Source organism: Microcoleus sp. K1-B1 (assembly GCF_036704705.1).
Lineage (GTDB): Bacteria > Cyanobacteriota > Cyanobacteriia > Cyanobacteriales > Microcoleaceae > Microcoleus.
Map to the genome: position 1 here is coordinate 1 of NZ_JAUBSH010000054.1, position 24323 is coordinate 24323.

At 47.8% G+C, this 24323-nt stretch carries 19 protein-coding genes; 8 read left to right on the forward strand and 11 right to left on the reverse strand.

Annotated elements, in window-relative coordinates:
* Nucleotides 1–298 precede the first annotated feature (298 nt).
* From QUA83_RS19120 to QUA83_RS19130, 3 genes are all read left to right on the forward strand, one after another.
* A complete protein-coding gene (locus QUA83_RS19120) occupies nt 299–1636 on the forward strand; it encodes a pentapeptide repeat-containing protein (protein WP_333295124.1) in 1338 nt (445 codons plus the stop codon).
* A 175-nt stretch (nt 1637–1811) separates the two neighbouring features.
* Nucleotides 1812–1952, forward strand: a complete 141-nt coding sequence (locus QUA83_RS19125; RefSeq protein WP_333295125.1) for a hypothetical protein — start codon at nt 1812–1814, stop codon at nt 1950–1952.
* 168 nt (nt 1953–2120) lie between these two features.
* Entirely contained in the window at nt 2121–2744 is a 624-nt protein-coding gene (locus QUA83_RS19130) for a Uma2 family endonuclease (protein ID WP_333295127.1), read from the forward strand.
* Between the two features lie 105 nt (nt 2745–2849).
* Here the strand turns inward: QUA83_RS19130 and QUA83_RS19135 are convergent, their stop codons facing one another.
* The 4 genes from QUA83_RS19135 to QUA83_RS19150 all read right to left on the reverse strand — a co-directional run bounded on the left by QUA83_RS19135 (nt 2850) and on the right by QUA83_RS19150 (nt 10264).
* Nucleotides 2850–3197, reverse strand: coding sequence for a XisI protein (locus QUA83_RS19135; protein ID WP_333295128.1), 348 nt, complete (start codon nt 3195–3197; stop codon nt 2850–2852).
* Complete coding sequence (locus QUA83_RS19140) at nt 3173–3601, reverse strand: element excision factor XisH family protein (protein ID WP_333295130.1); 429 nt, start codon at nt 3599–3601, stop codon at nt 3173–3175. Before QUA83_RS19140 ends, QUA83_RS19135 begins: the two co-directional genes overlap by 25 nt.
* 158 nt (nt 3602–3759) lie before the next feature.
* Nucleotides 3760–6633: a zinc-dependent metalloprotease gene (locus tag QUA83_RS19145; protein WP_445301790.1), complete on the reverse strand. Its 2874-nt coding sequence runs from the start codon at nt 6631–6633 to the stop codon at nt 3760–3762.
* Between the two features lie 106 nt (nt 6634–6739).
* A complete protein-coding gene (locus QUA83_RS19150) occupies nt 6740–10264 on the reverse strand; it encodes a hypothetical protein (protein WP_333295134.1) in 3525 nt (1174 codons plus the stop codon).
* 635 nt (nt 10265–10899) lie between these two features.
* On the opposite strand from QUA83_RS19150, the gene QUA83_RS19155 reads away from it, so the two are divergent.
* The 3 genes from QUA83_RS19155 to QUA83_RS19165 all read left to right on the forward strand — a co-directional run bounded on the left by QUA83_RS19155 (nt 10900) and on the right by QUA83_RS19165 (nt 15945).
* The gene (locus QUA83_RS19155; protein ID WP_333295135.1) at nt 10900–11124 is read left to right on the forward strand and encodes a hypothetical protein; all 225 of its coding nucleotides are present in this window, start codon (nt 10900–10902) and stop codon (nt 11122–11124) included.
* A 420-nt stretch (nt 11125–11544) separates the two neighbouring features.
* Nucleotides 11545–14670, forward strand: a complete 3126-nt coding sequence (ppc, locus tag QUA83_RS19160) for a phosphoenolpyruvate carboxylase (RefSeq protein ID WP_333295136.1) — start codon at nt 11545–11547, stop codon at nt 14668–14670.
* A gap of 138 nt (nt 14671–14808) precedes the next feature.
* A complete protein-coding gene (locus QUA83_RS19165) occupies nt 14809–15945 on the forward strand; it encodes a phosphodiester glycosidase family protein (protein ID WP_333295137.1) in 1137 nt (378 codons plus the stop codon).
* A 143-nt stretch (nt 15946–16088) separates the two neighbouring features.
* Here the strand turns inward: QUA83_RS19165 and QUA83_RS19170 are convergent, their stop codons facing one another.
* The 4 genes from QUA83_RS19170 to QUA83_RS19185 form a co-directional block, all read right to left on the reverse strand.
* A complete protein-coding gene (locus tag QUA83_RS19170) occupies nt 16089–16646 on the reverse strand; it encodes an HPP family protein (RefSeq protein ID WP_333295138.1) in 558 nt (185 codons plus the stop codon).
* Nucleotides 16647–17434: 788 nt separating this feature from the next.
* The gene (locus tag QUA83_RS19175; RefSeq protein ID WP_333295139.1) at nt 17435–18001 is read right to left on the reverse strand and encodes a diheme cytochrome C; all 567 of its coding nucleotides are present in this window, start codon (nt 17999–18001) and stop codon (nt 17435–17437) included.
* 20 nt (nt 18002–18021) lie between these two features.
* A complete protein-coding gene (locus tag QUA83_RS19180; RefSeq protein WP_333295141.1) occupies nt 18022–18930 on the reverse strand; it encodes an MBL fold metallo-hydrolase in 909 nt (302 codons plus the stop codon).
* 516 nt (nt 18931–19446) lie between these two features.
* Nucleotides 19447–19959 carry an inorganic diphosphatase gene (locus QUA83_RS19185; RefSeq protein WP_006634582.1) on the reverse strand — a complete coding sequence of 171 codons (513 nt, stop codon included), beginning with the start codon at nt 19957–19959 and terminating at the stop codon, nt 19447–19449.
* Between the two features lie 31 nt (nt 19960–19990).
* On the opposite strand from QUA83_RS19185, the gene QUA83_RS19190 reads away from it, so the two are divergent.
* Nucleotides 19991–20170, forward strand: a complete 180-nt coding sequence (locus QUA83_RS19190; RefSeq protein ID WP_333295143.1) for a hypothetical protein — start codon at nt 19991–19993, stop codon at nt 20168–20170.
* Between the two features lie 35 nt (nt 20171–20205).
* On the opposite strand, the gene QUA83_RS19195 is transcribed toward QUA83_RS19190, so the two are convergent.
* The 3 genes from QUA83_RS19195 to QUA83_RS19205 form a co-directional block, all read right to left on the reverse strand.
* Nucleotides 20206–21711 carry a serine/threonine-protein kinase gene (locus QUA83_RS19195; RefSeq protein WP_333295144.1) on the reverse strand — a complete coding sequence of 502 codons (1506 nt, stop codon included), beginning with the start codon at nt 21709–21711 and terminating at the stop codon, nt 20206–20208.
* 142 nt (nt 21712–21853) lie between these two features.
* Nucleotides 21854–23161, reverse strand: coding sequence for a serine/threonine-protein kinase (locus QUA83_RS19200; RefSeq protein ID WP_333295146.1), 1308 nt, complete (start codon nt 23159–23161; stop codon nt 21854–21856).
* A gap of 160 nt (nt 23162–23321) precedes the next feature.
* Entirely contained in the window at nt 23322–23870 is a 549-nt protein-coding gene (locus QUA83_RS19205; RefSeq protein ID WP_333295147.1) for an inorganic pyrophosphatase, read from the reverse strand.
* 263 nt (nt 23871–24133) lie between these two features.
* On the opposite strand from QUA83_RS19205, the gene QUA83_RS19210 reads away from it, so the two are divergent.
* Nucleotides 24134–24292 carry a hypothetical protein gene (locus QUA83_RS19210; RefSeq protein ID WP_333295148.1) on the forward strand — a complete coding sequence of 53 codons (159 nt, stop codon included), beginning with the start codon at nt 24134–24136 and terminating at the stop codon, nt 24290–24292.
* Nucleotides 24293–24323: the final 31 nt, after the last annotated feature.

Sequence of the window (24323 nt, forward strand, 5' to 3'; positions counted from 1 at the left end):
CATCTTTATTTGACGATTTTACTAGCTTTTTCATTTTAACTCTTTTTTGACACATTCGCAAAAGTGAGATGCACCCTACTTTTTACCCGAAGATGACCGCCAGCAGCAGTATGTCGATACCAAAAATTTACTAGAGGAAGACCAACGACAGCTTTGGTGGCAGCACTATGGTAAAGCAAGTGGAAGTGGCTATACTGGTTTACCGCCAGAGCTAAACCAAGGAAATCTGACTGAGATTACAGCTCAACCCCTGCTTAATTATTTAGTTGCCCTTAGCCTTCAACGAGGTGAACTGAAGTTGTCGGAGGAAACGAACCTAAATGCGGTCTATGCTGATTTACTCAAAGCTATTTATGAACGCGGTTGGGCTGCCGCTCAACACGCTGCGATTCAAGGAATTGAGGAGAAAGATTTTGTTCGGATTCTCGAAGAAATTGCTTTAGCTTCCTGGCATGGTAATGGACGAACTACTACTGTCAAAGAGATTCAAAGCCACTGTGATAATAGTGGTCTGAAAAAACTATTAACCCTTTTTCAAAGAGGCTTCCAAGATGATTCCAAAGCTAGCATTACGCGCTTATTGACTGCTTTTTACTTCCGTCAAAGTGGGAACGATAGCTCTGGTGAAAAGACTTTTGAATTTACCCACAAAAGCTTTGGTGAATATCTGACGGCAAGACGAATTGTGCGAGAGGTGCGGCTGATTCACAAAAAGTTAGAAGACCGCCAGACAGATCCGGATGAAGGCTGGGACGAACGCGAGGCGCTAGAACGTTGGGCAATTCTCTGTGGCTCATCTGCAATGGATGAAGATCTATTCAACTTTATTTTGGATGAAGTGCGCTTGGAGCATCTGCAAGATTCCTCTGATGTTGCTAAATGGCAGCAGACCTTCTGTGATCTAATTGAATTCATGCTGCGGCATGGAATGCCAATGGATCGCCTCGACCCCAGACCTAACTTTCAGGAAGAGAATCGACAAGCCCGCAATTCCGAAGATAGTTTGCTTGCTATTTTAGGTGTTTTTAATCGTTTAACTAAAAAGCTGTCGAAAATTAATTTTCCTTCTCCTGACGCTTTTGGAACATTACTCGCAAGACTCCAAGGGCAAAGAACAGGAGGCTCAAATCCCATTTCTTTTTATTGCCTGAGCTATTTAGATTTATCAAGATGTATTTTGTATGCGAGAGATTTTTATGATGCGGATTTTAGGGGGTCAAATCTTCAATTATCACAACTGACATTTGCCAATCTTCAATCGGCGAATCTTCAAGGGGCGAATCTTGAAGAGGTGAGGCTTATGCGGGCGCATCTTCCAAGGGCGAATCTTCAAGATGCGAATCTTCAAGGGGCGCTTCTTCTAGGGGCGAATCTTGAAGTGGCGAATCTTCAAAGGGCGAATCTTCAAAGGGCGGAGCTTCAAAGGGCGAATCTTCAAGGAGCGAATCTTCAAGGGGCGAATCTTCAAGGGGCGCATCTTCAACGGGCGGATCTTCAAGAGGCGAATCTTGAAGGGGCGAATCTTGAAGGGGCGAATCTTGAAGGGGCGAATCTTGAAGGGGCGAATCTTGAAAAGACAATTCTTGAAGAGACAATTCTTGAGGGTGAAATACCTGGTGAAACACCGATTAGATAAAGCAAGCACACAGGTTGGAATAGTCGAGAATCAAATCGAGCAACCGGCAAGGCTCAAATTCGATCGCACTCAATGCCTCACGATCTATCATTAAAATCAATGGCTGCAAAAGTCAGCTTAGACCATGCTTGCCCTCATCTCACCATAAAAAATTCAATGGGCTGCGGGTTCTGTCGTGTGCTTACCTGCAACCTGGCAAGATTATCAGAGTTTGTACGATCGCCCCGGAGACGGCTCAATTCCCCGTCTGAAGTATCGCAACCGAGAAGCGCGATCGCCATTTCGATCGCCAGTTTTCTCGACACAGAAGCATTAGGTTTCGTAGATTGCAAAGCAGGACGCGGGCAGTAAAACCGAGAAGAGGTGTCAAAGTTTAGGATATACTTCGTTAACGCACCCTACAAAAGCAGCGATCTATCTCTCTACCTCACGTTAAGCTGGAAACAGACAACAGAGAGCCAACCTACGCAAAAGGTTAATATCAATGGTTGCGATCGCCCAAAAAACCCTTTCCTTCGAGGAATTTCTCAACTGGGATGACGACTCAGGTAGGTCATTCGAGCTAGTCAATGGAGTTGCCATGCCCTTGAGTGAACCCACAGCCAAACATGAGGATGTCGTCGATGGTTTATGTCGTCTCTTGGTAGATCATTGCCAATCCTTGAACCTTCCCTACGTTCCTCGACAAAGTAAACAAGTCAGATTGAACGCTGCCCCGGGCGAAAGTGAATCGAGTCGTAAAGCCGACATTGTGGTGTTTGCCAAGGAAGAATGGGTCAGAATGCGTCAAAGTTCTGCCTCTGCTGCTGCCTATATTCCACCTCCCTTGGCGATCGAAGTTGTCAGTACGAATTGGCGGGATGATTACCGCATCAAATTGAATGAGTATGAAACTTTAGGAATCCTGGAGTATTGGATCGTTGATTATGCAGGGTTGGGAGGCGTTCAGTATATCGGTTCTCCAAAACAGTCTACAGTGACCATCAACTGCTTAATCGATGGTGAATATCAGGCACAGCGATATCAAGGAGAAGCCATTATTGTTTCTCCAACTTTTCCTCAGTTGGTATTAACCATCGCTCAAATTCTTGCCATGACAGAAGTTTAGTGTTTCTAACTTATCTGTAAGGTACTCAGTATTGCCAAAAAATTATTAAGGTACGATATACGCTATCAAGCTGATATTATCTAAAATTTTCGTCAAGAGGAGAAACTATGCGATCGCATATCCAGTGTACTCTCGGACTTCCGGTGGATGAAAAGCCAGAACAATCCGATCTTTGGGTACGCCAGAGGCGACGAGTTCATCAGTGATGCCGTCTTCAATGCCATCATAATGAATCCAGATTTTGTCATTGCGAATTTCGGCGTGAACCACAGTACCATGAACTCGCAGATGATTTTCCCAACCTTCATGTATCAGCATAAAATGGTTGCGATCGCGGCTGACCACCACATAGGTAATCACATCCCCATAAGTATAAGGAAGATCCGCATAGTATTGGAGAATTTTCTCCAACGTCTCACGCCATTCGTCTACAGGTTGATTTGCGGTTGCCATTGGATAATCTCCTCCGTGTTTGGGTCAAAAACTATCAGGCGAAAACCTGGTTCTTCTAGCAGCAATTGCCCAGCTTCTTCTTTAAACAACGTTTCAAAGGTGTTGCGATTAACAGCTAGGTATAGACGACGCTCTGGCTCTCGTCTTTGCAGCGTTCTGGCGTACATAAAGAACTGCCCCCAAGCATTTTCGAGGTCATTAATGGGCGAAGGGCCCAGAAAGCTTTTGATCTCGATCGCAATTTTTTCAGACCCTCGTTCAGCCGCAATTAGTTTCTGGGCCCCCAAATCGACAAAGACCGAGCGGCCCCCAATTTTTAGAATCAGTGGGTCATGAGTGATTGTCCAGCCATCTTTGATGAGGGCAGTGCAGACAATATCGTGATAAAGGTCTTTGGCAGGCATAAGGGCTATTCTTTTTAGCTTCCCTGTCTATCTATCGTATACGACGCAAGTTCAGAATTATTTTAACTTGACTAAGATTCTCCGAAACCGGGTTTTTTACCGAATCAGCGGGCGGCAACGAAATATCTTCCTCAAAAACCCGGTTTCTGAACCCCAAATTAATTCGACTGAATTTGCGAATTCAAAACCTTAGAAATTCGATCGCGCGTTTCCTCCAAATGAGCCCGCGTATAAGCATCAGCATTCCGATCCAAATTCCGAATACTCTTGCTCAAACCCTCCCGCAACTGCCGCAACTCGTACCAAGCCAAACTCCGCGCATCCTCTGGAACACTCGTTTTTCGCAGCACCATTCCGATCAAAATCGCCAAATGTTCCCGCTGCAAAGAACGCCGAAAAGTTGAAATTTGCATCTTCTTTTCCGGCTGCAAAACCTCTTGCCAGATATCCTTTTGCACAGTATTCAACACTTCCGGCAACCTCAAAGCAGTTTCCGGCGCCGATTTTAACTCGGCATCCCGCAGCCTCGCCAAGCGCATCGGAGATAGCAAAACCCGCAACACAAACCGCTGCAAAAAAGTAATTCGATCGCCGATCGGGTAATCTAGAGGAAACACCAAAGCCGGACTTCCCCAGTGTTCCCAGCGCGAAGGCGCCAATTTATTCAGCAATTCCGGCGCAAAACTAAACGCATCCGGGGCAAAAACGTACTTCTCTAATGTTGCTAAAGCTTCTCGCTGCTGAGAAAGTTCGATCGGCACAAACGGCAACTTCGCATTAGTATCGCCAGGGCGAATCCGACTAAACGACTGTCCCCCCACATACAAAGTCGCATTCATCACTTGGTTGACATAATACCCGAACACCGAATCAAACATCACCCGCAGTTCGTTATAACCGTCTTCCCCAACCGGAATTCGCTTTTCCAAACGCTTCCACATCGCCCTCGCATTATCCAATTGCCATTGCGAATACCTCAGCATATTGGCGCTGAGATCAAAAGTATTTGCAGCGGGATCGAGAATATCCACAGAATCCTCATCCGGCGCGTAAGATAATTGCTGTTCCGCAGCGCGACTGGCAATTTGTTGCAGCGTTGGTAAGTCGCTGTTCGGGTTTGGGCCGCCAATCACCTTGTAACCATACTCGATCGCCCAATCGTCATAAGGCCCTACAATCGTCGGATAATAGTCGCCTTGCACAGTTCCGGCAGGTGCCAAATTAATCGGTACATAATCCATCACCGACGCTACCAAACCTTGCGTGCGAGTTACCTGAGTATTGTTCAAATCCTCCGGTTGCAGCATCGTACTCCCGTGAAAATTGTGCCTCAAACCGAGAGTGTGACCGACTTCGTGGGCTGTCAAAAATCGGATATATTCATTCACATAATTGTCAATCGTCCCACTGCTAGGCGCTGCATTTTCCAACAGATCCATCGACATTGCCCCCATCGCAAACTGCCGGCTCGATTCCAACCCAAAACACATATCCGAACTCGACATCAACCGCGATAAAGGAGCTCGCTTTTGCTCTTGGTATCTTTCTACCAAAGTCGGCAAATCATCAGCAATTCCACCTTGAGCATTTTCCCCGCTGCTTTTTCCTAAATCCCCATTTTCTAGCACCTTCAAATAGCGAGAATACATCCCGAACTGACAGGGATTGGTATTAGAACCGTTTCGCCCTTGAAAACTCTTAGATAGCGATCGATTTTGTTCCACCAAAGACCGATAACCCTGTTTAATTTCCCGGACAACATTAGCATCCAACAGAATGTCAGCATCCAAAATTTCCCCCGTCAGCGGGTTAGTACGAGACGGCCCGATGCCGGCAAACTGAGGCTCAAAAGAACTCGACCAGCGGATAGTATTGTAGCGAACGTCAGCCGGGTCCCATTTAGCATTGTCCGGCATTTGTTTGACCTGAATTGCCTCAGTAAAACCTGCCTTTTCAAAAGCTTTGTTCCACGCCAAAACGCCCTCGCGGATTGCGTTTCGGTATTCCACAGGCACATTATTTTCAATCCAAAAGACGATCGGCTGTACCGGAGGCGACATCGGCGCCGTCGGGATTTGCTTTTGCAAATGCCAGCGATTGATATAGCGCACAAAAGGCTCCCGGCTGCTTTTGTCAGAAAAGTCCTTATATGCTGTAAGAAAATAGCCCACTCGCTCGTCCGCCAGTCTGGGGCGGTAGCCGTTATTTAGCGGCACTTCCGAGAAACTGTAGTGAATGCGGAGGTTAAAAGCCCGACTGTCAGGAACCGAAGGTAAATAGTTAAGTTCACTGTCATTATCGCTAGAAAAACCATAGACAGAAGCAATTTCCACATTCAGCGGAAACGCTTTAACATCTTTAAAAGAAGACTTGTCTGCATCGATCGAGTAAGAAGCGCCCAAAAGCATCGGCAAAATCGCTTTTACCCCTGGTAAATCGCGTTTTTCGCTCATCAGCAAATCTCCTAAATCGATTAGCAGAGTTTGTCTTTGCGGATGAATGCTTTTGAGAGGCAAAGAATAGAGAATCGACTCGCTAAATCCCCGTGCTACCGAACCTGCTTGCGGGTCGCCCGGACTTGTGCGAAAATTTATATTTGGTATCACAAACTGCACGTTATTTTGGACGCGCCGCAGTTGAAACAAGAAATCGCCGATCGGCATTCCGCTCAAAATGCCCGCTTCCCCCAAACCCGATGCCAATGTCACAAAGCATAGGAACTTTTTGTTGAATTGTTCCGGTTTAATTTCCAGATATACTTTATCAGTTGCTTGATTGCGGTAAAGGGTAAATAATCCCTCTAACTTTTGCGCGTCTTTAACCACCTGTTCAAAGGGTGCCAGAGTTTGCTGTTCGCTACTTTGTTCGTTGCTGGGCGGCCCAGATGATAAAGCTAAAGGTAAAAAGAAACCTTTATACAAACTGAAACAGAAAAATGCTAAAGATAATATAAAAAATATCAAAGGCCAATTTTTTCTGGGACTTTTGATATGTTGATTCTTGCTATTTTCAGGAAATATCAATCTTTTCATTGTCAGTATCCAGCAGCCGGAAAGAATAGTTTTGAGATAGTCGCGCAGCACTCGCAACTTTGGGCTCATTTAACTTCTAAAATAACTCAAAACTCAAAACTCAAAACTATTGTTGCGCTGGCCAGGGAATCATGGGATCTTGAGCCAACCGCTTAGAAACTGCAACAGCACCGTAACGGTTGAGGTGGCTGGGGTCGGAAAAAGATTCCCGCGCCTGGGGCCACAATAAACTCTTATCTAGGAAAATTAGTCCGCTTTGAGCTGCTAATTCTTGCATATATTGCCGGAATTCTTGTTCGTAACCTGTCCGCACCGGGTCTAAATAATCTTCAGTCAGAGGCATATTCACAAACACGAGATTGATGTTGCGAACTTTGGTAAATTCGATCAGATTTTTGAGTGCTAGAGCTTGTTCGCCTACCAATTTAAAATTTTGATAGTCGGAGTCGTAATAACCAGATACTTTCGGGTGCTTCTGAAAGTAAGTTTCGGGATTGAAGCGTATATCGATCGGCAAAAAGCCATTTGGTTGATACTCGCTGACTGGTTTACTCGCAGCAGTGGGCTGAACGTTTTCAGTTGTTTGTTCACCCAGGGCTGCGGTTTGGGGGCTGTCGGTTGCAACAGGGGCTGATGGATTGGCGATCGATCGCAAAAACCCTTTAAGTTGATCGCGCTTTTTGTAAGTTGCAGAACCCTCAACCAACTTTTGACTCACCAATTGCTGAACATTAGCTTGAGCTTCTCCCAAATTGTTCACCAATTCAGTCGCAGTCGCCACCGGATTGTTGGCGCTTTCCTTCGATGTTTCGGATTCTAATTGATTGGTGCGGATCAGAAAACTACCCCGGCTCAATTGCCTGTAACCTTCCGAAGAAGCGATCGCACTAAAAGTCAAATCCGGCCGCCCGCTGTTGAGAGCCCTCGCCCCGTCAGCCAACACCAACAATTTCGGCAGTTGTTGCGGCGGCAAAATCCGGCGGATGATCGAATCTACAACCTGGAGAGTAGCTCCATTAACCCCAAAATTATAAGCCCTCAGCCCCGGATACCCCGAAGCTGCCAAAGCTGTTTCCAAAACCGCCGGATCGATGCCCCGCAGTGCCCTCGAACTACCGACAATTAAAATATCCGGCGGTTTTTTGTGCAGGTGAATGTACTCTTGATAGCGCGCTATCTGATCGTCAAGCTGCTCGCTCCTCAAAGTCGGGAACACCGGAGGAGCAGAAACATCAGCTACAGGAACGCTAGTATTTCCCGGTTTCGTAAACCCAGAGCCATTGAAAGCCTCTTGCTGGTTTGCTTCCGGCGACGGTTGCAACGGAATTCGAGGTAAATTCACCTCCCCAGAAGGGGGAACGGGGTTCGCGGTTTCGTTCGGAAGTCGGGCTGTAAGGTCGCCCAAAGCCTTGGGAGCTGAATTTTGACAATTTGGCCCGCGGCAAACTTCGGAGACGCTAGGAGCTTGACTGACCGTCGCAGATTGCAGAAATAGACCGAGCAGCCAATCGGTATTGAAAGTCAGCACACAGCCAGCGATCGCCCAAATCAAAGCCATTCCCGCCGCGCGATCGGCTCTCACGCCACCGGGCGCAGCAGCATTCGTTGATAAACCATCGTTGGGAACAAACAAACCCGAAGCGACAAGCGGTTGCACCGCAGCTTGAACTAATTGCTCGCCCAGATTGTATCCGGGGAGTCTGATTTTGAAGCGGGGCCGCCAGGAGTTGGGCATCGGAGCATCGAACACCAAATTGTCGCCCAAACCCGAAAAACTCCCATCCTCCGCCGGCGCAAAGTCGGGTACCGGTTCCTTTTCCAACACAGCCCCTTGCGAGGGAACCGGTGCGGGTGTCGTCGCTGATTCCTCGTCAACAGCCGTTCTGAGGTCGATTGCGTAGCGCCACAGGGGCAGTTTCTGACCCGCGCGGCGTCCGTAGACTCGCACCCCTGCCACTCCCGGAATTTGTAAGTGCCGCAAGAATTTCGCCACCGGCGGGCCTACCTTCGACTGAGAAGGGCAAGTCAGAGCTTCTGTCATGACGTGCAGCACGTTGCCTTTTTGCAGCACGACAGCCCGAATCCCTCCTGTTTCCAGCTTGCGTCTGAGATTGGGGTTGAGCAACCTGTTCAATAAAAAAGTCAAAGCCAATTGGTCGCCCTCGATCGCCAGCGTTCTAGCGTTTGCCGCCAAGTCGGGGTGGTGCGCTGCAGGCAAGTCCACCCAGTCTATCCACACCGGGGACTCCGGCGCCGTCTGAGAGTCCTTGGCTGGTTCTACGCCGTAGATTGTAGCTGCGCGGATGCCTTGGGGCGCAAAGGAGGCTAACAAAGGGGCGATCGCGTCGGTGGTTTGGTGCTTATCCGGGTATTCTTGCCGTTTAGGCTTTTGTCCTTTTTTGGCAGTTTTGCTGCAAAACAGGTGGAGGGTTGCTTCTTTGAGGGTGGCCCGCACTTCGACTCTCGATGCAGCCAAGTGTTGATTTAGCAGTTTGGCGATCGACTGTACGTCTCCCCACCTGGCCCATTCCTTGAGAATTTTGTCCGGCGAAGTCAAATCCACCCGCAGCAGCCAGTCCGGCTTCGCTTCGCCGCTGACTTGGCTGGCGATCACGGCTTCCCGGAAATCCTCTAGTTGCAGTTTCCGTAGCCTGCCGGCGATGGGTTCGGCCAGCAATGAGGGGTCTGGGCTGTAAGCTGACTCGCACAGCACCAGCAGTCGGCGTTCCTTGGGCTTGATATTTTCCGGCGCATTCACCGGCAGGGTTTCTCGGCTGCTTTTGAGTTCTTTTTCGCGAATGCTTACTTTCACCGAAACTCCCATCGGCCCGAGGATTTCGCTGAGATAGCTGGCGATCGCATCTGGATAGCCCCGGCGCGCCAAAGTTTCCGGCGAAACCGTTAATGTTCCATCCCGATCGCCCTCGCCTGAGTCAGCTTCGGGGGATTGAATCAAAGCAACCGCGCCACGGTTAGCTTTCTGCTGCGGGGGAACGGCGGAACTAAAAGCTTCCCGCGTCGCAGCAGCCGAAGTGTCGATCGTCACGGGGGAAGTTTCAAAAGCTTCTGGGTATTGAATGCGGGAGGCGATGGGCAGACTGTCGGCGTCAAAATCCAGTTCTTCCCGTACTTGCGGCGGTTGGGCTGCTGTTTCTACTGGTTTTGGTGTCTGTTTGAGTTTCTGGTTGTCATTCTTAAATTTGCCGAAAAATCCGCCTTTTTTAGGGCTTGCTGGCGGTTCGTCGGGGGAACTCGCTGGCGGCGGCACTTCGGCAACTTTTGGTTCCGGTTGCTGTGGCTGTTGCTGTTGCTGTCGCTTGGGACTGCTGCAATCGAGCCGGACTGTCCAGTCATTTTGTCGGGAACCGATTTTGCGGCCGCACAGAAACAACTGGTAAATTTTAGGTCGATCGGGCAGCAGTCGCGTTAAATCCGTGTGTTCGAGGGCGTTGGTAAATCTCGCCGTCACCAATTCTTGAGACGGACACTGCGCTGCTTCGCACAAAATGTGCAGGTGATTTCCCCGCAAACGCGCTTGTACTTGAACTTCGGGAAGCCCTAAAGCTTCTTGCGCCCACTGCGAGGCGCTTGATGGATTGTCTGCCAATATGCTCCCGTTCGCATTCAACATGAAACTCTAAATTTTGCCAAAGCTGGTTTTGTTTTCTAGAAATAGCACAGATACAGATTTTACCGACAATTATTTGATTTGCCGAGCCTCACCGTTTTGTCTGGTTTAAGCCATGCTGGACTTAGTGTCTTGCCTTGTATCCCCTCGGCTTCGAGCCGTTGGGGAATATTTTTTTGATAATACCTCGACATTTTGGCACAGATAGGCCCAAATTAAGCCAAGCAACAAGTTATTCGTCATTAGTCATATCGTTTCCGTTTGCATCCGAATAATAATTAGATCTCTCTCATAATTCTTGTGGAACAGGCATCCTGCCTGTTCAAGACTGGCTTTTCTGGAAATGTCTATTATTTTCCGACTGTAGTGCTGTGGTATCGCTGGGCTACGGGGAGAGAGTCGCACGATCGATCGCATTCGGGGAGTATCCCGATTTTATACAAAACCTTTTTTCCGAGTGCGAGCTTAAGATCTCGCGAGAAGATATTTATAGACTTGGCTAGGCGGGGACGATCGCTTGCAGCATATCATTCGGATGTCACCTGATTTGAGCTCAGAAGTCATTAGTCACAAAGCAGCGGTCAAGATGATTATTTCCCTTGTAAACTGAGGATTACGGATTGACACAGGAGAAATTTATGCCGTCGGAAAACCAAGACTTGCTCAAAACTCAAACACCTAACAGTCCAAAATTGCCAGTTCCCTCAGACATTTTATTGAGCTTGGTCGCCTTACCAATGCTGGGCGGGTTGGTGGTGGCTAAAGCTGCTGCTGAGTTTGTTTCGTCGATCGGCGTTGAAAGCGAAGAAGTCTTTCGGGGTTCGCGCCTTCCCGTACTCAACTTTCCTCAATCACAGGATTAGAAAGCCCAAGGAAGGATGCTGCAGCTAGAAGTTAATTTTTTTGACCCCGCCCAAAAACGGATACCAGCCCCCGACAGGAGTCGGGGAGAGATAAAAATTTTCGACCCTAGTTCAACTCCCCAGATTCATCTTTGGAATAAATCTCAAATTGTTCGACTTGGCGCGACTCAACTGACCCCTGGCAGAACGTCTCACGCCGATCGTCTAAAATCTAAAATCGCAAGTAAAGTGATATGAAAGCTTGACAATAGGTACAATCTGTGGTCTAAGAATTAATCTTTCCTTATACTTTGTACATAAGTGCCTTCTACTTTCTACGTTGCAAGAAGTTGTCTCAAATTTGACTGCAAACAAAAGTGTTTTAGGCGAAACTAAACCATACAATTTTCTTGACACCCGCAGCTATTGAGGAACAGCCCGATGAGTTCAGTCCTCCAGTCTTCAGAACAGGCTATTGATGCAACATCTATTTCCCATTCTCCCGCTTACTCAAAATCAGACCTGTTTCTGCGAAATCGCCTCAAAGTTGTAGAGGACTTGTGGGAATCGGTGCTGCGACAGGAGTGCGGGCAGGAATTGGTGGATTTGCTCCAACAAATGCGATCGGTCAATTCCGCCGAGGGACAAGCCACTCACTTTCGCGAGTCGAATGTCGTACAGCTAATCGAAAAGCTCGATCTCAACGCCGCCATCCGCGCCGCTAGGGCTTTTGCACTGTATTTTCAGTTGATCAACATTGTCGAACAGCACTACGAACAGCGAGACCAACAGCTAGCTTACGCTAGCAGCAACGATGCTGGTGGGCGGATGTTTTCTAAGCTGCCAGGACAAGCAACTGATGCCCCCGATCGCCCCCGCCACCGGGAAGGCCCAGTCCCAGCCCAAATTACTCCTCGCGGTGCAGACAGCAGCGAGACGATCGCCCGAGATGCGGGAACTTTTCACCAACTGTTCCCGATGCTGCTGCGCTTGAACGTCCCCAGCCAGCAAATCCAGCGCTTGATCGATCAGTTAGACATCCGCTTGGTATTCACCGCTCACCCGACGGAAATTGTTCGCCACACGATCCGCACCAAACAGCGACGAATGGCGAAGATTCTCCAACAGCTAGACCAAGTTGACGAGAAATTTCAGGTGATCGGGGCAGACTCTCAAAGCCCCTACCCGGTATCTTGCTGGGAAGCGGCGGCTCTCCAAGAGCAACTGATGGAAGAAATTCGCCTCTGGTGGCGCACTGACGAACTGCACCAGTTCAAGCCGACTGTACTTGACGAGGTGGAGTACACTCTCCACTACTTCGAGGAAGTTCTGTTTGATGCTATTCCCGAACTCTACCAGCGCTTAAAGCAAGCGCTCCACGCTTCTTATCCTTATCTGAAACCGCCGAGTTACAATTTTTGCAAGTTCGGTTCTTGGGTGGGTTCCGACAGGGACGGCAATCCTTCTGTGACTCCAAAAGTTACTTGGCAAACGGCTTGCTATCAGCGCCACTTGGTGCTAGAGAAGTACATCGCGGCGGTGAAGCGGCTGAACGAACTTTTGAGTTTGTCGCTGCACTGGAGCGACGTGCTGCCGGAATTGCTCGAATCTCTCGATCGCGACAAATCGGAATTCCCGGAGGTTTACGAGCAGTGGGCGATTCGCTATAGGCAAGAACCTTATCGGTTGAAGCTGGCCTACGTGCAGCAGCGACTGGAAAATACGCGCGATCGTAATTGGCGGCTCTACAAAGGAGACGAGTTGCAGCGGGAGCGCGAAGCTTTGTCAGCAAATCCCGGAATGACCGGCCTTTATCGATCGGGCGCTGAGTTTTTGACCGAGCTCAAGCTCATCGAGCACAATTTAGTGGAAACAGGTTTGAGCTGTCGGGACTTGGAAAATCTGCTCTGCCAAGTAGAAATTTACGGGTTTAATTTGGCTTACCTAGATATTCGCCAAGAGTCAACTGTACACTCCGACGCTTTGAGGGAAATTGCTGAATACTTGCAAATTTTGCCCAAGCCTTACAATCAAATGTCGGAATGCGATCGAATTATTTGGCTGGCAACTGAACTGCAAACTCGTCGCCCTTTAATTCCAGCAGAATTGCCCTTTTCTCCCAAAACTTGCGAGACGATCAATACCTTCCGAATATTGCGGCAAATGCAGCAGGAGTTTGGCCCGGAAATTTGCCAAACTTACGTCATTAGCATGAGCCACGATGTCAGCGATTTACTGGCGGTTTTGCTGTTAGCAAAAGAAGCGGGACTTTACGATCCGGCGACAGGAATTAGCAACATTCAAGTAGTTCCCCTGTTTGAAACGGTGGAAGATTTGAAAAAAGCGCCGGAAGTAATGCAAAAAATATTTGAACTGCCGCTTTATCGCGCTTTGCTAGCAGGAGGATACGCGCAGGAACTAGCGGAAAAAAGCGAAGAAAATATCCAATGTCCCATCGAAACTCTCAAATTGCAAGAGGTGATGCTGGGCTATTCGGACAGCAATAAAGATTCTGGTTTCCTCAGCAGCAATTGGGAAATACACAAAGCTCAAAAGGCTTTGCAAATGGTTGCGGAACAACACGGTGTGGAGTTGCGAATTTTTCACGGCCGAGGCGGTTCTGTAGGGCGCGGCGGCGGGCCTGCTTACAAGGCAATTTTGGCTCAGCCTGGAAAGAGTATTAGCGGGCGAATTAAGATTACTGAACAAGGCGAGGTTTTGGCTTCTAAATATTCTTTGCCGGAGTTGGCGCTTTACAATTTGGAAACTGTGGCGGCGGCGGTAATTCAAGCTAGTTTGCTGCACACTGGTTTTGATGGCATCGACCCTTGGAATGAGATTATGGAGGAGTTGTCGGCGAAATCGCGAGCGCACTACCGCCATTTAATCTACGAACAGCCGGATTTAGTCGATTTCTTCCACCAAGTTACCCCGATTCAAGAAATCAGCCAGTTGCAAATTAGTTCTCGCCCGGCCCGTCGCGGTGGCAAAAAAGACATCAGCGGTTTGCGAGCAATTCCGTGGGTGTTTAGCTGGACTCAAAGCCGCTTTTTGCTGCCTTCTTGGTACGGTGTCGGCACAGCTTTGCAAGAGTTTTTGCTGGAGGAACCAGAAGAACACATGAAACTTTTGCAGTATTTCTACTTGAAATGGCCATTTTTTAGAATGGTAATTTCTAAGGTGGAAATGACTTTATCGAAGGTGGATTTGCAGATTGCAGAACACTACGTGCAGGAGTTAGCTTTGCCTGCTGATAAAGAGCGTTTTAAGGCTTTATTTGATCAAATTGCTGCCGAATTTCACTTGATTCGCGATTTGGTTTTAACAATTACCGGACACCAACGTTTGTTGGACGAAGATCCATCGCTGCAGCGATCGGTGCAGTTGCGAAATGCGACGATTGTGCCTTTGGGCTTGTTGCAGGTTTCGCTGCTGAAACGCTTGCGGCAGCACGGTAGTGGCGGGGTTCCGGGGGTGATTCACTCGCGTTATAGCAAGGGTGAATTGTTGCGGGGAGCTCTGCTGACGATTAATGGTATTGCTGCGGGGATGCGGAATACCGGCTAGGCAAATAGTTTTGAGTTGTGAATTAGTGGTGAGGTGCGCGATGGAGCACCTTGCTACTGCTAGTTTCAGAATTCGGGCGATCGCCTTTTGTAGTCACAGCCATAGAAAACTGTTCGCTATCCTAGCTGAGATTTTTTTATGTCTAAACGCAAACAGTCTGAAGGTTGTCGCCCGATGCTGCGGCGCACTTTTTTATTTTTAACGGGCATAGCTTTGGCGCGGGTTGCGGCTGACTATTTTGCGATCGCCCAAAACCGAGATAGTTTCTTGACTCTGGCAGGTCAACTGTGGCAAAAGTCACTCGCTTTTTTATCAAGTATACAATCAAATCAAACTCCTCAACCTCTGCCCAGCAATCCCATTGTAAAATCGGCAAAAACCAATCAACCTCTGCCCAGTAATCCTATTGTAAAATCGCCAGAAAATTCTCCGGCTGTGCAGCCGTCTCAACCTCAAATTATCAAACGTTCTGCTAAGCAAGCAAAACCTGTACAAGTCAGCAGAAAAACTGTAGCTGGCGCTACTTTTTATCTCACAACTATTGACCTTGCAGACCCAGAAATTTATCTCACAATTGGGTTAGCTAATAATGCAGATTTTGCCAATAGTTCTAAAGTAACGCGGGGCGACGAACCTTTTGAAAATATGGTGTCGCGTTACCGGGCTGCTGTTGTTGCTAACGGGACTTTTTTTGGTAAAGATGAGCAGAAATCTGTGCTGGGAAATATGGTGGCGGCGGGTAAGTTTCTGAAATATAGCCGATGGGAAAATTACGGCACAACTTTGGGGATTAAAGCGGGAAATCAATTGGAAATGGTGACGGCTAGAACTGAAGGTAAGCCGGATTGGAGTCAATATTGGTTTTCTCTGACTTGCGGGCCGAGATTGGTTAAAGCGGGGAAAGTTTGGCTGTCTCCTTTGTCTGAAGGTTTTAAAGATGCTGGTGTTTTGGGCGTGGGTTCGAGAACGGCGATCGGCTTTCCGGCTTCGAGAGATAAGTTATTTTTGGTGACTTTTCTTGATAGTTTGTCTTTGGAAGCAGAAGCTAAAGTTATGCAGGCGATCGGCTGTTTTGAAGCGATGAATTTGGACGGGGGCGCTTCGGTTAGTTTGGCTCATCAAGGGCAGATTTTATTGCCGCCGGGACGGAATTTGACGAATGTCCTGGTGGTTTACGATAAAGAATATCCGGCGCCGACTCAGTTAAAGCAGTCATGGGAACGCTTTCAAAAGGGATTTCGACCAACGCCGGACAAATCAGTGTTTTTTGATTGATCTAGCAGAAGGAAGTTCGGCAACTCGCAGTGAATCGGGATGTAACGGATGGAAGAAAGAACGAAAAAGGAAGAAGGAATCGAGGGAGCATCCAGATTTTGGGTAGTGCTCCCAAGGGAAGGATGAGAGAATTAGAGACAATGCTATAACCAGTGGTTGGGATACGTCCTTTCTGCCGCTAAATTATTAAAGATGACGGCGCACAAGACCAAGATTATTGAGCCCTCAAAAGCAGGTGTTAGCAAAAATTTCCAGTCTGGTTGGGTCATCATGACGACTAAGGCAACTGCTCCCGAAGGGGGATGTAGAGTTCGGGTAATCTGCATAATGCCGATCGCACTAGAAACAGCCATTCCCATCGCCCAGGGAGAAGAACCGAGAAAATGCAGAATCATTAAACTGGTGAGAGCAGCGAAGAAATTGCCCCCAATGACATTCCGGGGTTGAGCCAAAGGGCTGTCAGGGACACCAAAGATCAGAACGCTTGTAGCGCCAAACGGAGCCATTAGTAAAGGAGAATTAGTTTTTAGAGCAAGATAGGACGTTGCAGTAATTGCCAAAAAACTGCCAATCAAACTCCAAAAAATATGCCGAGGATGAGGTCTGTCTACTGGGCAGCTCAATGGACACGATCGCCATCTCCCAAAGGTTTTAAACCAATAACTTTCCCATTGCAGTTGAATTTTTTTACGGTCAATCATAAATCAGGTTACTTGATAACCAGGCTTCTTAAATTGTCTGAACTAGCCTCCGCTAAAGTTAAGATATCATAACAATTTGTCAAAAAGTAGTTAAAAGCACAGATTTTTTACTTCTATGCCACTCAAGCAGCAGCTAACCACTCGGTTGGAACTCACATCGGGCACCATTCTCAAGAACAGGCTTTCCGGCCTGTTCCACAAAGAGTAGATTTTCCTCTTGTGGAACGGGCCCCAGAGCCCGTTCATCAAAGGCTTATTGACAATGGTGGAACATCTCAGTTGGAACGGACTAGCGAGTTTGGTCGGTTTGGCAATAGACGTTATCGGCAGTCGCAAAACTTCACCGTTAGCCGTCAGAGTTATTGATGAGGGTAAAGCGAGAGGTTATTTGTAAGGTGCGAGGCCCAGTAAGCGTAAGCTGCATTGGAGTCAATATTGGTTTTCTTTGACTTGCGGGCCGAGATTGGTTAAAGGGGGGAAAGTTTGGCTGTCTCCTTTATCGCAAGGTTTTAAACTGAAGTTCCCCCCTGGCAAAAACTTGAAACTGTCTCAATGTGCGACTTCTAAGCATTTTAGAGCCACCGTACATGGGTACAATCGCTGAAACGCTTATGTAGCGGGGGTTTCATCCGATCGAGTGTCTGATGCCATTATAGGGCGATTGCTTTTTGATGGCAAGTCTTACATGGGTACGTGTTTTCTGGTTCATAAGCTGAAACACAAAGCAGCACAAGGGTTTTAACCCACCTGTCAGTATTTCTACGGGGGGAACTTCAGCTTAATCTTCGCTACGGAGAGTTTTGCCACTCGGCGGTAAGATTGCGGAAATTGTATTTAGATGCACCGGGGTGACAAGTAACGCAACTGCTGATATTTGCGGGTTGTGACATTTTGACTTTGGGGTGCAAAGCTTTGAAATAGCGAGAACTGGCGACTCGGTAGGCGAGTTCTTCGTCTTTGGGTTGGGGACGGGAAAAAGTTTGCAGGTAGTTCCAGACTAGCAGGCGGGGCGGGTCTACTAGCAGTTTGATGGTTTGTCCGTAGTGTTGGGAATCTTGCAGCAATCTGCGCCAAGTTTCTGTAGGTAAGACTTGCGGCGGTAAAGCGATGTGACAGGTGGCGCAGTTTTCTAGATAAAGTTGCTGTCCGAGTTGGTAGGCTTCGGGGATACGATCGACCGTACCAGTATCCTCGATCGAAGACACCTGAGCAAGTCGCGCGGGAGTGCGAGAGTAGGCAGTCTGAGCAGCAACCCATCCGCCACAGGTACAGCAGATTATTATCAACACTAGCAACGTTGAGTAAAGCCCCCGCAAGCCTACTCTGCGACGTTTGCGGGGTTTTTCCTGTTTCATAATTCTGAATTTATGTTTGGTTAAATTACAGGTATACTCATGCCTTCGCGGGCTAAGCAGCTATTGGCGAACGCTGCCTGAACCTCTGCTTCTGTACGATCGAGAAAATTGTCGTCGTGACCCGGATCATGGTGAAACATCACGATTTTTTTGACTCCAGCAGCTTTGGCTATTTCTACTCCTGCTTGCCAAGTCGAGTGTCCCCAGCCGACTTTTGGGGTTTTGAAGTCGTAATACTCTTCGTTGGTGTAGTTGGCGTCGTAAATCAGCACGTCGGCGTTGCGAGCTAGGTGTAACACGTTGTCGTCCAGGCGATCGGGAAAGTGCTCTGTATCGGTGCAGTAGACGGCTGTGTGTCCCTCCCAGGTGACTCGATATCCGATCGCGGTGTTGGGATGGTTCAGCAGTGCCGTTTCTATTTTCACATCATCGAGTTCGAGAATATCCCCAGGGGTCAAATCGTTGAATTTCAGGTCTGACTGCATCACCTGGATGGGGACGGGAAAATTGGGGTGCACCATTTGGTCGGCAAGACGGTGTTTGATTGTAGTGCCGTTGGGGGCGATCGCACCGTAAATATGAAAGCAGTTCCCTGGGATAAAGGCGGGAGTAAAGAACGGAAACCCTTGAATGTGATCCCAGTGAGTGTGGCTGAAAAACATATGGGCTTCCACCGGCATTTGTCGCAGCAGATTGAGGCCCAGAACTCGCAGACCGGTGCCGCCGTCAAAAATCAGGCGTTTTTTGCCCAAGCGCATTTCTACACAGGAGGTGTTGCCTCCGTAGCGCAGTGTTTTGGTGCCGGGGGTGGCGATGCTGCCCCGCACGCCCCAAAACTGAACGACAAACTCGGTCAAAGGACTATTTTCCATAGTGGCTTTGTGATCGGAAGGCTGTGGATTGGGTAGAGAGGGTGCGGAATCTGGCATTTTTTTTAGTTTTGGGGGCTGGAACTTGGGAGTTGAAATCTTAGTTTTTACTTTTTAGTTTTTAGCAATCTGTACTATAATAAAGCCCTCGATCGGGAAACTATTCGAGTGCCTAATACTTGGGCTGTTAGAATTCTCAACCTTACCGATTCGTTTAGGAGATGTCACGCTTGAGAGATGATTTTTTGCATCATGCGGGCTGCCCGGCGTGTTCTGTGTTCTGACATTAAGATAGCGCCGATCGCTCTAAGTGTTAGGGTAAAATTTCCTCCAACGTAGAACGCATTTCCCAGGGGTAGAATTTGCGCTTCATCTTACTCTAGGAGTAGTATTTTTTTCAAGATTGGGGGCGGGGCGCGGTTTTTAGGAATGCTGTTCCGGTGAGTCGGCATTCACGACTGATTTGACCTTCTAGCTACCCGTTCCTCGACTGCATCGCCTCACGTGCAGCATCGCCTTAAGTTCGGCCCCCTGAGTTTTTAGTCGGGTTGCAGTCGAGGAGTGCGGGCTAGGGGCTTATTTGCGATCGGCTGCGATGCACTTTTCCACTAAGGGCATTACTTGATCGACATCTTGCCAACCCAGAATTTCCGTGACTTTTTTCTCCAAATTTTTGTAGGTTCTAAAAAATTCGGCTATTTCGTCCAAGCGGTGGGGGGCTACGTCTTTGAGGGACTTATAGTGAGCATAGCGGGGGTCTTTGTCGGGAACGCACAAAAGTTTTTCGTCCCTGTCGCCTCCGTCGATCATTTCCAGCATTCCGATCGGACGGGCTGCGATTATGCACCCTGGAAATGTGGGTTCATCCATCATCACCATGCCGTCGAGGGGGTCGCCATCATCGGCTAAGGTATTGGGTATGAAGCCGTAGTCGCACGGATATTGGACTGAGGAAGAAAGCACCCGATCGAGAGCAAAGGCTTGCAAGTCTTTATCAAATTCGTACTTGTTTTTGCTACCGGCAGTAATTTCGATGAGGACGTTGAGCAGTCCTGGTTTCGGCTGTGCCGGAATTAGCGATAAGTCCACAACAATATCTCCAAGTTAACAGATGATTGGGATGAGTGCTACTTGCCAAATCCCTTTGATAGCATTTTACGGGCGATCGGGATCGATGCTGCATGAGATTGACCGAAAGCGGGGGAGTGTGTCGCCTGCGGGGAGAATACACGCTTTCGGGCGAGACGCCCATCCCACACAAGAGAGAGCGGACGGGCGGGACGCCCATCCCACAGTTTGAGAGGGGAATGCTTGGTTTGGGCGAGGGAGATATTTTCACATCGATCTCTTCTTTTGACCGTCTGTCAAAGTTCTTTGAATTTTCAATCTCAACCACTGGCTCAGTTCTGTTGCTAACCACTTGATTTCTGATTCACTTAGTCCCTCCTTCTCTCCTAACTGATATTTGTGGTTGCCTGCTTGAACTATCATCTGATAGACTTTCCCGAATCTCACTTCCGAGTGGCTCTCCTGCATAAGTAATGATGCCGCTTGATATAACTCTCTAGGGATTGAAAAAGCAAAAATCATAACTTTTATAACTTTTACACCAATACCGCTGTTTCTATATTCACGTTGTTGAATTTCCAACTGGCAAATCTCGTTCCTGGGAGATGGCTTGGCATGATTCCATCTCAACCCCAGTAGATGGCTGCTACAGGAGATTTGCTGGCGATCAATTCTGAGGCGCCTTTCCCTAAATAGTGCAAATATCAACTTTAGTCCTGCCATACATAACAAACTTCCTGATATTATTATAAAAAATTGGGAATTTATCTTTAACGCATCGCTCAACATATCCCTTGCTATAAATGAGACAGGACTCGCAGATACCACAGCCGAAAGCGTGGCAATTAAACCAAAACCGATGCCTGGTGGCGGAATTACAATTTCTATAAACTCCGAATTTTTTGTAAGTTTAATATCGCTGCCTTGTGGCTGCAGCACCACCATAGGACTTTTGTTTATAAGGTGGGGATTTTTAAGCCCTCGCCATGCTTCCCTAGCCGAAGATAACCGTTTGGACAAACTTGGTTCTGTCATCCACTCCAGCCAATCTATTAAATTAGGATTGACCTGCGGTACCCGATCGGCAAATTGAATTTTCAAATCCTGCTGCGACAGTTCGGTGGGATGCAAACCCGTTACCAAATAAATTAAAGTTGCACCTAAACCGTAGAGGTCAGAAGCCGGAACCGAGCGCCCGCCAAATTGTTCGGGTGCCATATACCCGTAAGTTCCCACTACTGTAATTGTGCCGCCAAATTTTGCAGCTTGGTTCTGCACCGAACCGAAATCAACTAAATAAACTTGTCCAACCGAGTTACCTGATCTGCTATGCAGTAAAATATTGCTAGGTTTAATATCGCGGTGAATAACAGGCGGATTTTGCTTGTGCAAATAATTCAAAATTGCTAACAGCGATTTAGCTAATTGTTTTACCTCGCTTTCGCTAAAAGTACGCCCCGATCGCAAATGCTCTTGCAAAGTTTTTCCCTCTACATAAGTCTGTACCAGGGCAAAGCTTTTACTGTTTAGTTCGTCAATTTCCAGGTAATCGAGGTAGCGCGGAATTGCTGGGTGAGAAAGTGCTTTTAAAGTTTCCGCTTCCCGTTCAAATAGCTTGAGGTCTTGCCATTCAAAATCGCTGCCGAGGAATAGCTGTTTGATAACAACTAATTCGTGAGTTTGTAAGTCACGAGCTAGCAGCGTTTGGCGACCAGTTTGTTTTCCTAGTTGCCGCTGCACTTCGTAGCGTTCTGCTAATATTTTGCTAGTCATATTTTTTACATGAATTTGAGTGTGAGGGGAACGTCGGGGTTCAGAAACCGGGTTTTTTAGCGAGTCTGGCGGTTCTAACGCGTCTTTTCGTAAAAACCCGGTTTCTAGGAGTCGGAGTGCGTCCAGAACTGTAAATTTTAGATTAGAGTCCACTTTCTTTTTGATACCACCGGGCAATAGACTTGCTACTTGCCCCCATTGACAGTCCTGCAATTAGCGACGGTGCTAGCAAGAAAATAATCTCAAAACTCAAATCGTTTAGCTTATTCCAACCCATTATCCGAAAGTAGACGATGCTGATCGAGGTACAGAGTACAATACTAATTGCAGTTAAAACCTGTCGGTGAAGTTTGGGATTAGTTAGGGGAAAAAACCACAAGCGGGTCACAATTCCTACGATTATTCCGTTTCCCAACCCCAGCAGCAAGCCCAGAAAAAGACCGATAAATCCTCCGAGAATTGTCGCCACTACCGGCAAAAGAAAGGTGCCGTAAATTGCTGCACAAGCTCCTACACCTAGAGTGCCCATCCAAGTGCTGCGCCCGATCGCATTCTTGAACAACCTAGAGGTATCTAGCGTTTTTCCCAGTCTCAATGTCTGGGAATATTTATTTATTTCCTGTGGTTTTTCTAGAACTTCTTTTGCTATTTGGACTGAGGCGGGACGGCATTCTAAACTCGGATGCGTCATCCACTTCAGCCAATTGGTAAAACCGGGACTGAGTTTGGTCAATTGCTCGAACTCGATCTGCAAATCTTGCTGTGGCAAGTCGGCAGGATGCTGCTTGGTAATTAAGGCGATTAATGTTGCTCCCACGCTGTACAAGTCGGAAGCTGGAACTGCTCTCCCGCCAAATTGTTCGGGCGGCATATAGCCATACGTGCCGACAACGGTGACTGTTTTTCCCTGTTGCGTTGCTAGGGTTTGAACAGCGCCGAAATCGACTAGGTAGACTTCGCCGACGCTGTTTCCCGATCGATTCTTGAGTAAAATATTGCTGGGTTTAATGTCGCGGTGAATCACTGGGGGCTGTCGCTGGTGCAGGTAGGCGAGGATGTCTAATAATTCTGTTGCTAATTGTTTGACTTCGCTTTCGCTGAAGGTGCGGCCGTCTGAGAGATATTCTTGTAGGGATTTGGCTGCGATGTAAGTCTGAACTAGGGCGAATCCTTTGCGCTTGGGCGTGTCGATTTCAAAGGAGTCGAGATATCGGGGAATTGCGGGATGGGATAGGGATTTTAAGGTTTCGACTTCTCGCTCGAACAGTTTTAAGTCTTCCCAGTTAAAGTCGCTGCTGAATGACAGGAGTTTGACTACTACTTGCTTTTGGGTTTTTAAGTCGCGGGCGAGTAAGGTTTGCCTTCCTGCTTGCTTGCCGAGCCGCCGATCGCACTGATAGCGATCGGCTAATATTTCTTTTGACAAATCGCCGATGTTTTCTCCGCTCATGTTCTCTTGCCCTAGAACCGATTAAACCTAGTGTAGTTGACAAAAGCGCAATAATCGGAAATGTTTGGGCTAGGGCAAAAAAAATTTTATGTCAAATAGCAACCGCCTTTAAAAGCCAGCTTTCTGGGACAATCAAGACGCGCCTGAGTTAAGCTGGAATTTAATTTTGGATTTGCTTGTAAATTGACTGCACTACGTCGAGCAGACTCAAGACTTGCTGCCATTCGGGGGCATCGGGGTTGTAGCTTTTGGCGCGCTGAGTTTTCAAACTGTGGTGCAAGAGGGAAAGCAGCGCGTCTGGAGACTGTACGGAATTGTCATCTTCATCTGCTGGGGTTTGGGCTGCATTTTCTTCGATATCTTCTTTAATTTTTTGTGCTCGATCTGCCAGGGCTAAAGATCTGCCTGCCAGGTTTTCCGGCATTTTGGGCTGTTCCGACAAAGATGCGCTGGTTAGTTCTACCAATAGTTGGCAGACTCGATCGACCCATTCGTGATCGTTTACTGAAAAGGAACCTGATTTGAACACTTGCCCGTCAGGTCTTTGCTGAATGGTTTGTACCTTCTGGATCAGAGGGATAGCCTTAACAGTGATATTTTCCGGGATTCTGGGGATATCTGACAGGGAGCTCCGAGCAATCTCCAGCAATAGTTGGTAAACCTGATCTACCCACTCAACATCTCCCGATTGCGAATTCCAATTATCCATAACTGACGCTAGTGGTTTTCTATATCTAAGACTAGAACATTGACTATCTGCGAAGGCAGCTCTTTTTAGGAGCCGCTAACGCTATTAAGACTTACGCGGGCGGGGTGATTAACCCGGTTTTTGAGCGGATGTTTCGTCGCCTTTGTCCAAGATTTTTCTCAGAAACCGGGTAACGCTGCCGCCAGTCATAACTATTTATAAGCGCTTCAAATAATAGAAGTGCTAAGTTTGTTGCGGTAGGTAGTGCAAACGAAACACGTAGGGTGAAACCCCGCCATCTCGCTGGCAAGTTCAAATCCGGTTATATAACCATAATACCTGTTGGAGCTTATTTACAATTACCTCAATCGGATATTAAGGTTAATTGGTGGTGGGATGGGAGGCGCACCCCCGATCGCGATCGCCCCCACCCGGAACCCTGACGCCACCGCCAGCATTTGCTGTGGGCCACTG